This window comes from Streptomyces sp. NBC_00536 (assembly GCF_036346295.1).
Taxonomy (GTDB): Bacteria; Actinomycetota; Actinomycetes; order Streptomycetales; family Streptomycetaceae; genus Streptomyces.
Window position 1 is genome coordinate 2,044,966 of the sequence record NZ_CP107819.1, and the last position, 13,087, is coordinate 2,058,052.

Below are 13,087 nucleotides of genomic sequence, written 5' to 3' on the forward strand. Positions count from 1 at the left end.
GCCCGACGACCGGACCCCACCCCCGCCGGGCGGCTACACCCGCACCTCCCGGCGACGAGCGCGGCGCACGGTCAGCACACCGACGCCCCCGAGGACGAGCGCCCCCGCCACGGCCCCGCCGACCAGAGGCAGCACCCCGGGCCCGGTGGACCCGGCGGCGCCCGGCCCGGCAGCATCGGCTTCCGTGGGGCCGAAGCCGCCCGCCTTCCCGCCCTTGGCATAGGCGGAGCCGGGAAGTTTGTCGCCGTACGCCTTGATCACCCGTGCCCGATACGCGGCAAGGCTCGTGCCCTGCGCGCCCACGGCCCGCGTCGCGTCCTCGTCCAGCGGCAGCACCCTGGCCCCCTGGGCGACGTACCAGGCATCGATCTGCGGTTCGCGGAAGACGGTCCCGCCGGGGAGTTTGGCGGCCCCCAGCTGCGCATAGCGGAATTCGTCGTCGCCGGTGGCGATGTTCACCACCTGCCAGCCCGCTTCGGTCTTGGCGGTCCACAGCGCGGCCTGCTGGCCGTCGGAGGCCACCGCCTTGCTGGCCAGGAACTCCAGCCGGGCGACGGGTGCGCCCGCCTTGCCCGCGACGAAGTCCGGGGAGAGGTAGCTGACGGGGATCGCGTCGCCCTCGATGCGCGGCTGGGCGGCGGTCAGCGAGACCTTGCCCTCCCGGGAGAAGAACCGGGAGAGGGTGGCCAGGGTGTCGGGTGCGGCGGCCGCCTGGTGGGCGGCGGCCCTGGTCTCGGCGGTGGCGGACTGGGGCTGCGGGACGGGGGCGGCCGAGGCCTGCGGGGCCAGGCTCAGCAGGGTGGCGGCGAGGGCGCCGGTGACCAGGGCGGCTGCGCGTCGGTTCATGGCGCTCACGCCCCTATCCGGTAGAGCGAGTGGGTCCAGGAGAAGGTGCTGTTGTCGACGTACCAGGCGTGGGAGGCCCAGTTGTAGCGGTCGCTGGAGGGCCAGGGGTCGCCCCAGTACACCCAGCTGTTGGCGGTGTCGTAGCCGTAGATGACGTGCATGTGGCCGCCGCCGTTGGACCACTGGATGCGGGTCTCGACCGGCCGGTTGGCATTGATCTCGGTCTGCACGGTGGTGTAGCGCAGCCAGCCGGTGACGTAGGAGCCGGAGTTGATGCCGGCCCAGTTCAGGGCGGTCTGGACGTTGTCGAGGCTGGCCTGGCTGTTGGGGCAGTCGTAGCCCTGCTGGCGGTTGAAGGCGGCGTTGCAGAACTGGTTCTGGCTGTAGTTGCGGCCGAACCAGGTGGCGATGGTGTTGCCGCTGGCGGCCCAGCACCAGTTGGTCTTCTGCTGTGCCTGCATGGTGATGTTCAGGCGGTTGGCGGCGAGTGTCGCGCCGCCCGTTCCGGCGTCGGCGGCGGTTGCCGTGCCGGTGGGCAGTGCGAACAGGAGAGCGGTGATGAAGGCGGCCAGGGAAAGCCGCCGGTTTCGGTTGCGCATCGCGTTCCTCCCGAGGTGGGGAGAGTGGGGGTGGAGGAGCGCGTCCGGACGCTGTGGAGGAGCATCGGGGTGTTGTCGCGACCAGGTCAACACGCTTCAATACGCGGTGACATTGCAATGTGAATGGGGAGGCCAGGGTGTGAACGGCTGCCGCCCTGCCACCTGGACCCCGGGCGCCACCGGCGCGGTCCCCCGCCCCATCGAGCGTGAACGTTCACACAGGACGTTCGCGAAGGACGTTCGCAGAGGAGTCGCCATGCTGCCGACCGTGCGGAGCAGCGGGTGCGGCGGCACGGGCGGCCCCCCGGCCCCGGAGACCCTGAACCCCGAGGAGTTCGCGCTGCTGTTGCGCGCCGGGCCCTTCCACCTCGCACTGCGCGCCGCCCTCGCCGCCCGCGGCCTCCCCCTGCACCGGGTCCAGCACCGGCTGGCCGCCCGCGGCATCAAGGTCGGCGTCACCAGCCTCAGTTACTGGCAGCAGGGCGCCCGGCGGCCCCGGCGCGCCGAATCCCTGCGCGCCGTGCGGGCCCTGGAGCAGATCCTGGAACTGCCCGCGGGCACGCTCGTACGGCTCCTCGGCGGGCCGGGAGGCACCGGCGGCGACACCGTCCGCCCGGCCGCGCGGTCCTACCGGACACTGGCCAGCGCGGGCGCGGCCGTCGAGGTGTTACTGGCCGGCATGGGCCTTCCGGCGGACGGGGGACTGCACACCGTCGGCCACCACGAACGGGTCCGGATCGGGGCCCGCCGCGAACTGCTCGGCCGCGATTCGCAGCACGTCGTACGGGCCCACCGGGACGGCGTCGACCGCTACCTCGCCATCCACCACGGCGACCCCGGCTGCGATCCGGGCGCGGTGCGGGTCCTGGCCCACGAGAACTGCCGGACCGGGCGGATCCGGCACGACGCCGAGGCGGGGCTGGTGGTGGCCGAGCTGCTCTTCGACGCGCGGCTGCGCAGCGGGGACACCCACGTCTTCGGCTACGGCTTCGAGGACGGCACCGGCAGCCGCAGCAGCGAGTACATCCGGGGCTTCAGCTATGCGGGCGGGCAGTACGTGCTCCAGGTCCGCTTCGACGCGGCCGCCCTGCCGGTGACCTGCCGCCGCTTCCGCCAGTCGGGGCCGGGCGCCCCGCGCAGCGAGCTGTCGCAGCTCACCCCGAGCGGCGGCCACCGCGCCGTCCACCTGGTGGAACAGGGGGTCCGGCGCGGCATCCTGGGCATCGGCTGGGAGTGGGACTGAGCGGGACGGGACTCTGCGGGGCGGGACCCGGCGGGCTCAGCCCGCGATGAGCTTGCCGCCCTCGGCGCGCACGGGGACGGACGGCAGCGGGTCGGTCGCCGGGCCCTGCACCACCTTGCCGGTGGCCGCGTCGAACCGGCTGCCGTGGCAGGGGCAGTTGCCGTGCCCCTCGACGATCTTGTCCAGGACGCAGCCCGCGTGGGTGCACTGGGCGCTGAACGCCGCGTACTGGCCCGCGGCCGGGCAGTGCACGAGGAGCTTGTGCTCCCGGTAGAGCTTGGAGCCGCCCACCGGCACGTCGGCCGCCGCGCCCAGGTCCACGGGGGCGGTGGGGGTCGCGGGGGCGTTGCCGCCGCTGCCGGTCCCGGGCGAGCAGGCGCCGAGCGCGACCGCGGCTCCGGCGGACCCGGCGAGGGCGGCGGCGCCCTTGAGCACGGTGCGGCGGGCGGCGGCTGACTGCGGCGCGGACATGAGGCTCTCCTGGCGGTACGGGCCATGGGGCCCGGTGGTGGCGGGACGGACACCGGTGGGCGGTACGGACGGTCACCGGTGGGTGGTACGGACGGTCACCGGTGGTGCGGCCGGGACGGCCGAGGCGGCACCGGCGGCCCACCCGACGATACCGCCGCCCGATGGGGTAGCTTCCCCCGCGTGATCGTCGTCGGTGGAGAAGCCCTGATCGACCTGGTGCCCGTCGCCCGGCCGCCGGGCGCGCTGGTGCCCCGGGCGGGCGGGGGCCCGTACAACACGGCGCTGGCGCTGGGCCGGCTCGGCGCCGAAGTGGCCTTCTGCTCCCGGGTGTCGACGGACGGCTTCGGGGAGACCCTGCTCGCCGGGCTGCGGGCGGCCGGGGTGGACCTGTCGGCGGTCCAGCGCGGGCCGGAGCCGACCACGCTGGCCGTGCCCTCGCTGGCCCCGGACGGCTCGGCCGCCTACGGGTTCTACGTCGAAGGCACCGCCGACCGGCTGTTCACCCTGCCCGACGCGCTCCCGCCGTCGGCCCGGGCGCTGGCCCTGGGCACCTGTTCGCTCGCCCTGGAACCGGGCGCGAGTGCCTACGAGGCCCTGCTGCGCCGGGAGTCGGCGCGCGGGCTGCTGACCCTGCTCGACCCCAACATCCGCCCGGCGCTGATCGCGGACCCGGCGGCGTACCGCGCCCGGTTCCGGTCCTGGCTGCCGTACGTCAGCGTCCTCAAGCTCTCCGAGGAGGACGCCGCCTGGCTCGGCGGCGGGCCCGGGCAATGGCTGGCGGCGGGCCCGTCGGCGGTGGTGCTGACCCGGGGCGCGGCGGGGCTCGCGGTGTGGACCCGGGAGGGCGAGCGGTACTCCGTGCCCGCGCGGCGGGTCGAGGTGGCGGACACGATCGGCGCGGGCGACACCGTGAACGCGGCGCTCCTGCACCGCCTCACGCGCCCCGGGAACGCCCCGGGCGCGCCGGTGGACTGGCCCGAGGTGCTCGCGTACGCCGCCCACGCGGCCGCCCTGACCTGCACCCGGGCCGGCGCGGAGCCGCCGTACGCCGCCGAGCTGAGCGGATAGTCAGCGGGGAGTCGGCGGGTGGTCAGCGGATGGCGGCCCACACGGTACCGGCGACGGCCGGAGCGAACTCCGCCACCGGCTGGACGCTCGCGGGGCCGGAGAAGTGCAGGAAGAACGCCCGCTGGAAGCAGGCGCCGAGCAGCAGCGAGGCAGCCGCGCGCGGATCGGCGTCGGCGCGGATCCGGCCGTGCTCGCGCTCGCGGCGCAGGCAGTCGACGAGGGCGTCGAGCACCACGTGCGGGCCCATGCCGATCTCCCGGAGGCCTTCGCGGTGCCGGCTCAGCAGGGCGGGTTCGGCGAAGAGCGAGCCCGCGATGGGCATGGTGTCCGCGTAGAAGCGCGCGGCATGCCCCGCGATGTCGGCCAGCCGCTCCGCCACAACCCGTTCGCCCGGGTCGGCGGTGAGCGCGGCCATCAGGGCGCCGGCATTGGGCGTGCGTTCGAGCAGCACCCGCACGAACAGCTCTTCCTTGTTCGCGAAGTGCTTGTAGAGCGCGGCCTCCGAGCAGCCCGCCTCGCGCGCGATGGCCTTGGTCGTGGCGTTGGCGAGCCCGGTCGTGCGCATCAGGGTCTCGGCCGCGTCCAGCAGACGCTGCGGGGTGGGCCGGGCGGGGCCGCTTGACTTCGGGGTGAGCATTCACTCACCCTAGCTGAAGGGACGGGTGAGTGAATGCTCACCCACCCTTGATGCGGAGCAGAGGGGACGGACGAACGATGAAGATCACAGTGTTCGGAGCGACCGGCGGCGTCGGCCGCGAGGTGGTGCGCCAGGCGCTCGACGCGGGCCACGAGGTCACCGCCGTCGTGCGGGACCCGGCACGGCTGCCGGTGCCCGCGCACGAACGGCTCCGGGTCGCCACCGTGGCCGATGTCACCGACGAGGACGCGCTGGCCCCGGTGCTGCGCGGGCAGGACGCGGTGGTCTCCGCGCTCGGCTCGAACAGCAACAAGCAGGCCCGGCTGTCGCCCGTGGCCGGACCCGCGCTCAGAGCCATCGTCTCGGCGATGGACCGGGCCGGGGTGCGGCGGCTCTCCGCCGTGAGCGCGGCGCCGCTGGGTCCGGAACACGAGGACGACGGGGTGCTCGCCCGCGCGGTGTTCATGCCGCTGCTCCGGCGGGCCCTGCGGGACGTGTACGCCGACCTGGCGGTAATGGAGGCGGCGATCAGCGCCAGCGGCACGGAATGGACAGTGATCCGCCCGCCGAAGCTCACGAACAAGCCCCGGACCGGTACCTACCGGCGGGCCGTGGACACGAACCTCCCCGGCGGCCGCACCATCGCCCGCGCCGACGTCGCGGACGCCCTCCTGTCCGCCCTGACGGACACGGCCACCACCCACCACACCCTGGGCGTAGCCACCTGATCCCTGGACGGGGGGCCACTGCCCCCCAAGCGCCCTCAATCGCCGGGCGGGCTCAGCTTGCCCCGGCCGCGCCGGGAGCCCTCAATCGCCGGGCGGGCTGGGATTGCCAGCGGCGGCCAGATCGCCGCAGGCAAACCCCAGCCGAGCCCCCACGCACCGGCGGCGGCCGGGTTGCCGGAGGCAACTCCAGCCCCGCCGGCGTTTGAGGCGCGGGGTCCGGGGCGGAGCCCCGGGGTGCCGCAGGCACTGCCGTCCCCGGCCCCAGCCGTCAGGGCCAGGTGTCCGGACCGGTGCCTCCGGCGGCGCCTCAAGCTCCCCCAGCTAACGCTGGGAGGTGCCCCCGGGCGGGGCTGAATCTGCCCCACCGGCATGCCGGGCGCAGCCCTAGGCCTTGCGGGCCCGGGTCGCCTTCTTCGCCGGGGCCGGGGCCGCGGCCTTCTTCGCGGCGGCCGTCGTCTTCTTGGCCGCGGCCGCACCCACCGCCTTCTTCGCCGGGGCCCGCTTCTTCGCCACGGCCCGCGCCACAGGCACCCCCGCATCGGAGACCCGCTCCGCGCCCAGGATGTCCCGCAGGAACTTGCCGGTGTGGCTGGCCCCCACGGAGGCCACCTGTTCCGGCGTGCCCTCCGCGACCACGAGGCCGCCGCCGTACCCGCCCTCGGGGCCCATGTCGATGACCCAGTCCGCGGTCTTGACGACGTCGAGGTTGTGCTCGATGACGATCACCGAGTTCCCCTTGTCGACCAGCCCCGACAGCACCTTGATCAGCTTCGAGATGTCCTCGAAGTGCAGACCCGTCGTCGGCTCGTCCAGCACGTACACCGTCCGGCCCGTCGACCGCTTCTGCAGTTCCGACGCGAGCTTCACGCGCTGCGCCTCGCCGCCCGACAGGGTCGGCGCGGACTGGCCGAGCCGGACGTAGCCGAGCCCGACCTCGTTCAGCGTGCGCAGGTGCCGGGCGATCGTCGGGACCGCCTCGAAGAAGCCGAGGGCCTCCTCGATCGGCATGTTGAGCACCTCGGCGATGGACTTGCCCTTGTAGTGGACCTCCAGCGTCTCCCGGTTGTACCGGTCGCCGTGGCAGACCTCGCACGGGACGTAGACGTCCGGCAGGAAGTTCATCTCGATCTTGATCGTGCCGTCACCGGAGCAGTTCTCGCACCGGCCGCCCTTCACGTTGAAGGAGAAGCGGCCCGGCAGATAGCCGCGCACCTTCGCCTCCATCGTCTCGGCGAACAGCTTGCGCACGTGGTCGAAGACACCGGTGTACGTCGCCGGGTTGGAGCGCGGCGTGCGGCCGATCGGCGACTGGTCGACATGGACGACCTTGTCGACGAGGTCGTCGCCCTCGACCCGGGTGTGCCGCCCGGGAACCGTCCGGGCGCCGTTCAGTTCGCGCGCCAGGTGCGTGTAGAGGATGTCGTTGACCAGCGTGGACTTGCCGGAGCCGGAGACACCGGTGACGGCGGTGAGCACGCCCAGCGGGAACGACACGTCGATGTCGCGGAGGTTGTTCTCCCGCGCGCCGTGGACGGTGAGCTTGCGGCTCTCGTCCACCGGCCGCCGCACGTCGGGGAGTTCGATGGACTTCTTCCCCGACAGGTACTGCCCGGTCATCGACTCGGTGTTCTTCAGCAGGTCCTTGAGCGAACCGCTGTGCACGACCTTGCCGCCGTGCTCACCGGCGCCGGGGCCGATGTCCACGACCCAGTCGGCCACCTTGATGGTGTCCTCGTCGTGTTCGACGACGATCAGCGTGTTGCCCATGTCCCGCAGCCGCACCAGCGTTTCGATCAGCCGGTGGTTGTCGCGCTGGTGCAGGCCGATGGACGGCTCGTCCAGTACGTACAGCACGCCGACCAGGCCGGAGCCGATCTGCGTGGCCAGCCGGATGCGCTGGGCCTCGCCGCCGGACAGGGTGCCCGCGGCGCGGTTGAGCGAGAGGTAGTCCAGGCCGACGTCCACGAGGAAGCGGAGCCGCTCGTTGACCTCCTTGAGCACCCGCTCGGCGATCTTCTTGTCGCGCGCGTCGAGGCGGAGTTCGCCCAGGAACTCGGCGCACTCGCTGATCGACATCGCGGACACGGCGGCGATGGACTTCTCCATCACCGTCACCGCGAGCACGATCGGCTTGAGCCGGGTGCCCTCACAGGTCGGGCAGGGCACCTCGCGCATGTAGCCCTCGAAGCGTTCGCGGCTGGTGTCGCTCTCCGCCTCCGAGTGCCGCCGCTTGACGAAGGGCACTGCGCCTTCGAAGGCCGTGGTGTACGCCCGCTCGCGCCCGTAGCGGTTGCGGTAGCGGACCTCGATCTGCGTCTTGTGGCCGTACAGCAGGGCCTTCTTGGCCCGCTGCGGCAGCCCGGCCCAGGGAATGTCCGTACGGAAGCCCAGCTCGCCCGCGAGCGCGCCGACCAGCCGCTGGAAGTACTCCTTGGTGTGGCCGAGCGACCACGGGGAGATCGCGCCCTCGTCGAGGGACTTGTCCTCGTCGGGGATGATCAGCTCGGGGTCGACCTCCATGCGCGTACCGATGCCGGTGCACTCGGGGCAGGCGCCGAAGGGCGAGTTGAAGGAGAAGGAGCGCGGCTCCAGCTCCTCGAAGGACAGGTCGTCGTACGGGCAGTAGAGGTGCTCGGAGAACATCCGCTCACGCTCGGGGTCGTCCTCGGCGAGGTCGACGAAGTCGAGGATCACCATGCCGCCGGAGAGGCCCAGGGCGGTCTCCACCGAGTCGGTGAGCCGCCGCTTGGCGCCGTCCTTGACGGTGAGGCGGTCGACGACCACCTCGATGGTGTGCTTCTCCTGCTTCTTCAGCGTGGGCGGTTCGGAGAGCTGGATCGTCTCCCCGTCCACCCGGGCCCGGCTGTAGCCCTTGGTCTGGAGGTCGGCGAAGAGGTCGACGAACTCCCCCTTGCGCTCGCGCACCAGCGGCGAGAGCACCTGGAAGCGGCTGCCCTCGGGCAGCGCGAGCACCCGGTCGACGATCGCCTGCGGCGACTGCCGGGCGATCGGGCGGCTGCACTCGGGGCAGTGCGGCTTGCCGATGCGGGCGAAGAGGAGTCGGAGGTAGTCGTAGACCTCGGTGATGGTGCCGACGGTGGAGCGCGGGTTGCGGGAGGTCGACTTCTGGTCGATGGAGACGGCCGGGGAGAGGCCCTCGATGAAGTCGACGTCGGGCTTGTCCATCTGCCCCAGGAACTGGCGGGCGTAGGACGACAGCGACTCGACGTAGCGGCGCTGGCCCTCGGCGAAGATCGTGTCGAAGGCCAGGGAGGACTTGCCCGACCCGGAGAGTCCGGTGAAGACGATGAGTGAGTCGCGGGGCAGGTCGAGCGAGACGTTCTTGAGGTTGTGCTCGCGAGCGCCACGAACGATGAGACGGTCGGTCACGCCGGTCCGCACCTTTCTTGAGAGAGCGGGGGACGGGCCCCGGCGATCCAGAGTATGGGGGCCGGGGAGGCGCCGCTGGGGTGGTGTGTCTTGTTCTCCGAGCGTATAGCACGTGCATTCGATTTACGGCACTCCGAAGAGTGCTTCACCCGATCGTGTGGCGGCGCTAGGGTCGCCACATGATTGATCATGAGCACGACCTGCGATCCCTGCGCGAAGCCACGGACCGACTGCTGACCGCGGCCGCGAAGATGGACAACGCGGCCGTGGCCGAGGCGTCACGCCTGCCCGGCTGGTCCCGGGGTCACGTCCTCGCCCACCTCGCCCGCAACGCGGACGCCCTCGTGAACGTGTTCGAAGGGCGGCCGATGTACGAGAGCGCCTCCGCCCGCGACGCGGACATCGAGCGCGACGCTTCACGGCCCCTGGTGGAACAGCTGGAGGACGTGCGGAATTCCGCCGCCGCCTTCGACGCCGTCGCCGACGCCCCCCAGGACTGGTCCCGCACGGTCGAGCTGCGGGGCGGGGTCACCGACAGCGCGTCCCGGATCCCCTTCCGCCGCCTCGTCGAGATCGAGCTGCACCACGTGGACCTCGGGATCGGCTACGAGCTGGCCGACCTCCCGGAGGAGTTCACCACCCGCGAGATCGAGTTCCTCGCCGACCGCTGGTCCGGGCACCCCGAGGTGCCCCCGGTGACGCTGTCCCCCGGGGACGGCCGCACCTGGCACACCGGCGGCCCCGACGGCACTCCCGTCACCCTGTCCGGCACCCCGGCCCAGCTCCTGGCCTGGCTGGCGGGCCGCGGCGACAAGGGCGACGCCCTCACCACGACGGGCGGCCCCCTGCCCCTCCTCCCCCCGCTTTAGGATCAGGTCATGACCTACAGCGGAGCGGTGAAGGTCGGCGGTCCGGCCGACGTGCATGAACTCGCGGACCTGATGATTTCCAAAGTCGCCGTGGGCGGCATGAACAACAACGCCTACCTGCTGCGCTGCCGGGCGACCGGCGAGCAGCTGCTGATCGACGCGGCCGCCGAGGCCGGGACCCTGCTCAGCCTGATCGGCGACGACGGCATCACGTCCGTCGTCACCACCCACCAGCACGGCGACCACTGGGGCGCGCTGCGCGAGGTGGTCGACGCGACCGGGGCCCGGACCTACGCGGGCCGGTACGACGCCGAGGGCATCCCGGTGCCGACCGACGTCGCGGTCGAGGACGGGGACACGATCACCTTCGGCCGGATCGGGCTGACCGCCCGCCACCTGGTCGGCCACACCCCGGGCTCGATCGCCCTGGTCTACGACGACCCGCACGGGCACCCGCACGTGTTCACCGGCGACTGCCTCTTCCCGGGCGGCGTCGGCAACACCTGGGGCGACCCGAAGGCGTTCGTCCAGCTGGTCGACGACGTCCAGGAGAAGCTCTTCGGGCAGCTCCCGGACGAGGCCTGGGTCTACCCGGGCCACGGCAACGACACCACGATCGGCGCCGAGCGCCCGCACCTCGCGGAGTGGCGCGAGCGCGGCTGGTAGGACGGCCTGACCACGACCGGACCGCCCGTCCCGCCCCTTCAGGGGAGGTGGGGCGGGCGTCCGCGTCAATGCCAGCGGGCCGGTGCACTCCTTCCGGTGATGGATGCGCGATCCGCTTCCCCGGCCCGGCGGCCCGGGGTAATTGCTGCACCATGCACCAAGATCGCTCCCCCTCGATGCTGCGCCTCGCCTCGGCCTCGCTCATCGGCACCGCCATCGAGTTCTACGACTTCTTCGTCTACGGAACCGCCGCGGCCCTGGTCCTCGGCCCCCTCTTCTTCCCCACGTTCTCGCACCTGGCCGGAACCCTCGCGGCCTTCGGCACCTTCGGCATCGGCTTCCTCGCCCGCCCCCTCGGCTCCGTGCTCTTCGGCCACATCGGCGACCGGTACGGCCGGCGGCCGGTGCTGCTCGCGTCCCTGCTGCTGACCGGGCTGGCCACGGTGGCGGTGGGCTGCGTACCGGCGTACTCCTCGATCGGCGTCGGCGCCCCGCTGCTGCTGCTCCTGCTGCGCTTCCTCCAGGGCCTCGGCCTCGGCGGCGAGTGGGGCGGGGCGGTGCTCCTGACCGCCGAGCACGCCCCGGAGAACCGGCGCGGGCTCTGGTCGAGCTTCCCGCAGATGGGCCCGGCCGTCGGGTTCCTGCTGGCGAACGGGCTGATGCTGGGGCTGTCGGCGACGCTCACCGACGGCCAGTTCACGTCCTGGGGCTGGCGGGTGCCCTTCTGGGCGGCCGGTCTGCTCGCCCTGTCGGGCCTGTGGCTGCGCCGATCGGTCGAGGAGACCCCGGAGTTCCGCAGGCTGGCCGCCGATGGCCGGCGGGCGACCGCGCCGGTCGCCGAGGTCTTCCGCGGACACTGGCGGCTGCTCCTGCTCACCGGCGGCGCGCTCGCCGTCGGCTACGCCGTCTTCTACGCCGTGACCACCTGGTCCCTGGCCTACGCGACCGAGCACCTGGGGGTCGGCCGCAGCGTCATGCTCGCCTGCGTCATGGTGGCCGTCGCGATCAAGGGCTCGCTCACCCCGCTGATCGCGGTGCTGGGCGACCGGTACGGGCGGCGGCCGCTCTGCCTGGCCGGGAGCGCGCTCTGCGCGGTGTGGATGTTCCCGTTCGTGGCCCTGCTGCGGACCGCCGATCCCCTGCTGATGACCCTGGGCTGCCTGGGCGCGCTGCTGGGCATGGTGACGATGTTCGCCGTGGTGGGCGCGTACCTGCCGGAGCTGTACCCGCCGCGCGTGCGGTGCACGGGGGCGGCCGTCGGCTACAACCTGGGCGGGGTGCTCGGCGGGGCGCTGACCCCGGTCGTGGCGACGGCGCTGGCCGACGGCTCGGGGCCGCCCTGGGGCGTGGGCGCGTACCTGACCGGGATCGCCCTGGTCAGCCTGGCCTGCTTCGCCCTGCTGCCGGAGACGAATCCGGTGCTCGCCGCACGCACGGCGGGGGCGGCCGAAGCGGCCGCCCCCGCCTGAGCGGATCTCCCCGGGGATCCGGCGGATCCCCGGCGCCTCAGGCCCCGATGCGGTCCTGCGGCTCGGCCTCACGGGCGGCGGCTTCGGCCGCCGCCTGCTTCTTCGAGGCCATCAGGCTGGTGATCGTGGTGATCACCAGGACGCCGCAGATGACCCCGAGCGAGACCGGGATGGAGATCTGCGGGACGTGCACGCCGGACTCGTGCAGGGCGTGCAGCACGAGCTTGACGCCGATGAAGCCCAGGATGACCGACAGGCCGTAGCTGAGGTGGACCAGCTTCTTGAGCAGCCCGCCGATGAGGAAGTACAGCTGGCGCAGGCCCATGAGGGCGAAGGCGTTGGCCGTGAAGACGATGTACGGGTCCTGGGTCAGGCCGAAGATCGCGGGGATGGAGTCCAGGGCGAAGAGGATGTCCGTGGTGCCGATGGCGAGCATGACGACCATGAGCGGCGTCAGGACGCGCTTGCCGTTGTTCCGGATGAAGAGCTTGGTGCCGTGGTAGCGGTCGGCGACGCCGAACTTCTTCTCGACGGACTTGAGGAGACGGTTCTCCTCGAATTCCTCTTCTTCCTCGTCCTTGCGGGCTTCCTGGATGAGCTTCCACGCGGTGTAGATCAGGAACGCGCCGAAGATGTAGAAGACCCAGGAGAAGCTGGTGATGATCGCGGCGCCGGCCGCGATGAAGATCGCGCGCAGCACCAGGGCGATCAGGACGCCCACGAGCAGCACCCGCTGCTGGAGGTGGGAGGGCACCGAGAACTTCGCCATGATCAGGACGAAGACGAAGAGGTTGTCGACGCTCAGCGATTTCTCGGTGATGAAGCCCGCGAAGAACTCCTGCGAGGCCTGGCCGTTGCCGAAGAACAGCAGGCCGAGGCCGAAGAGCGCGGCGAGGGCGACCCAGACGACCGTCCAGGTGCCCGCTTCCTTGATCGATACGTCGTGCGGTTTACGGCCGATGAAGAAATCGGCTCCGATGAGGATGCCCAGACCGAGAATGGTCAGCACCCAGAGAGTCCACGAAACGTCCACGTCGAACACGCCTCCGGCGGATGGCTCAGCACTTCGTCAGCGTCATCGCTGCCGGAGGTCTCTTCCAC

The 13,087-nt window shown here is 72.3% G+C and carries 12 protein-coding genes; 6 read left to right on the forward strand and 6 right to left on the reverse strand.

The features are described from left to right. Positions 1–33: 33 nt before the first annotated feature. Together OHS33_RS08790 and OHS33_RS08795 are read right to left on the reverse strand one after the other, a co-directional pair. Positions 34–846, reverse strand: coding sequence for a hypothetical protein (locus OHS33_RS08790; protein ID WP_330329811.1), 813 nt, complete (start codon positions 844–846; stop codon positions 34–36). Between the two features lie 5 nt (positions 847–851). Continuing rightward, the gene (locus OHS33_RS08795) at positions 852–1,445 is read right to left on the reverse strand and encodes a papain-like cysteine protease family protein (protein WP_330329812.1); all 594 of its coding nucleotides are present in this window, start codon (positions 1,443–1,445) and stop codon (positions 852–854) included. Positions 1,446–1,701: 256 nt separating this feature from the next. On the opposite strand from OHS33_RS08795, the gene OHS33_RS08800 reads away from it, so the two are divergent. Next, on the forward strand, positions 1,702–2,688 hold the full coding sequence (locus OHS33_RS08800; protein WP_330329813.1) for a hypothetical protein: 987 nt from the start codon (positions 1,702–1,704) through the stop codon (positions 2,686–2,688). Positions 2,689–2,724: 36 nt separating this feature from the next. On the opposite strand, the gene OHS33_RS08805 is transcribed toward OHS33_RS08800, so the two are convergent. Further along, positions 2,725–3,159, reverse strand: coding sequence for a Rieske (2Fe-2S) protein (locus OHS33_RS08805; RefSeq protein WP_330329814.1), 435 nt, complete (start codon positions 3,157–3,159; stop codon positions 2,725–2,727). Positions 3,160–3,339: 180 nt separating this feature from the next. Between OHS33_RS08805 and OHS33_RS08810 the strand changes: the two genes are divergently transcribed. Then, complete coding sequence (locus OHS33_RS08810) at positions 3,340–4,227, forward strand: carbohydrate kinase family protein (protein ID WP_330329815.1); 888 nt, start codon at positions 3,340–3,342, stop codon at positions 4,225–4,227. 22 nt (positions 4,228–4,249) lie between these two features. On the opposite strand, the gene OHS33_RS08815 is transcribed toward OHS33_RS08810, so the two are convergent. Continuing rightward, positions 4,250–4,864, reverse strand: coding sequence for a TetR/AcrR family transcriptional regulator (locus OHS33_RS08815; RefSeq protein WP_330329816.1), 615 nt, complete (start codon positions 4,862–4,864; stop codon positions 4,250–4,252). 77 nt (positions 4,865–4,941) lie between these two features. Between OHS33_RS08815 and OHS33_RS08820 the strand changes: the two genes are divergently transcribed. After that, complete coding sequence (locus OHS33_RS08820) at positions 4,942–5,592, forward strand: NAD(P)-dependent oxidoreductase (RefSeq protein WP_330329817.1); 651 nt, start codon at positions 4,942–4,944, stop codon at positions 5,590–5,592. A gap of 384 nt (positions 5,593–5,976) precedes the next feature. Here the strand turns inward: OHS33_RS08820 and uvrA are convergent, their stop codons facing one another. Further along, entirely contained in the window at positions 5,977–8,982 is a 3,006-nt protein-coding gene (gene uvrA, locus OHS33_RS08825) for an excinuclease ABC subunit UvrA (RefSeq protein ID WP_330329818.1), read from the reverse strand. 179 nt (positions 8,983–9,161) lie between these two features. On the opposite strand from uvrA, the gene OHS33_RS08830 reads away from it, so the two are divergent. From OHS33_RS08830 to OHS33_RS08840, 3 genes are all read left to right on the forward strand, one after another. Then, a complete protein-coding gene (locus tag OHS33_RS08830) occupies positions 9,162–9,851 on the forward strand; it encodes a maleylpyruvate isomerase family mycothiol-dependent enzyme (protein ID WP_330329819.1) in 690 nt (229 codons plus the stop codon). A gap of 9 nt (positions 9,852–9,860) precedes the next feature. Beyond that, positions 9,861–10,517, forward strand: a complete 657-nt coding sequence (locus OHS33_RS08835) for an MBL fold metallo-hydrolase (RefSeq protein WP_330329820.1) — start codon at positions 9,861–9,863, stop codon at positions 10,515–10,517. Between the two features lie 152 nt (positions 10,518–10,669). Next, the gene (locus OHS33_RS08840; protein ID WP_330329821.1) at positions 10,670–11,986 is read left to right on the forward strand and encodes an MFS transporter; all 1,317 of its coding nucleotides are present in this window, start codon (positions 10,670–10,672) and stop codon (positions 11,984–11,986) included. A gap of 37 nt (positions 11,987–12,023) precedes the next feature. On the opposite strand, the gene OHS33_RS08845 is transcribed toward OHS33_RS08840, so the two are convergent. Continuing rightward, on the reverse strand, positions 12,024–13,019 hold the full coding sequence (locus OHS33_RS08845) for a TerC/Alx family metal homeostasis membrane protein (protein ID WP_330329822.1): 996 nt from the start codon (positions 13,017–13,019) through the stop codon (positions 12,024–12,026). Positions 13,020–13,087 lie beyond the last annotated feature (68 nt).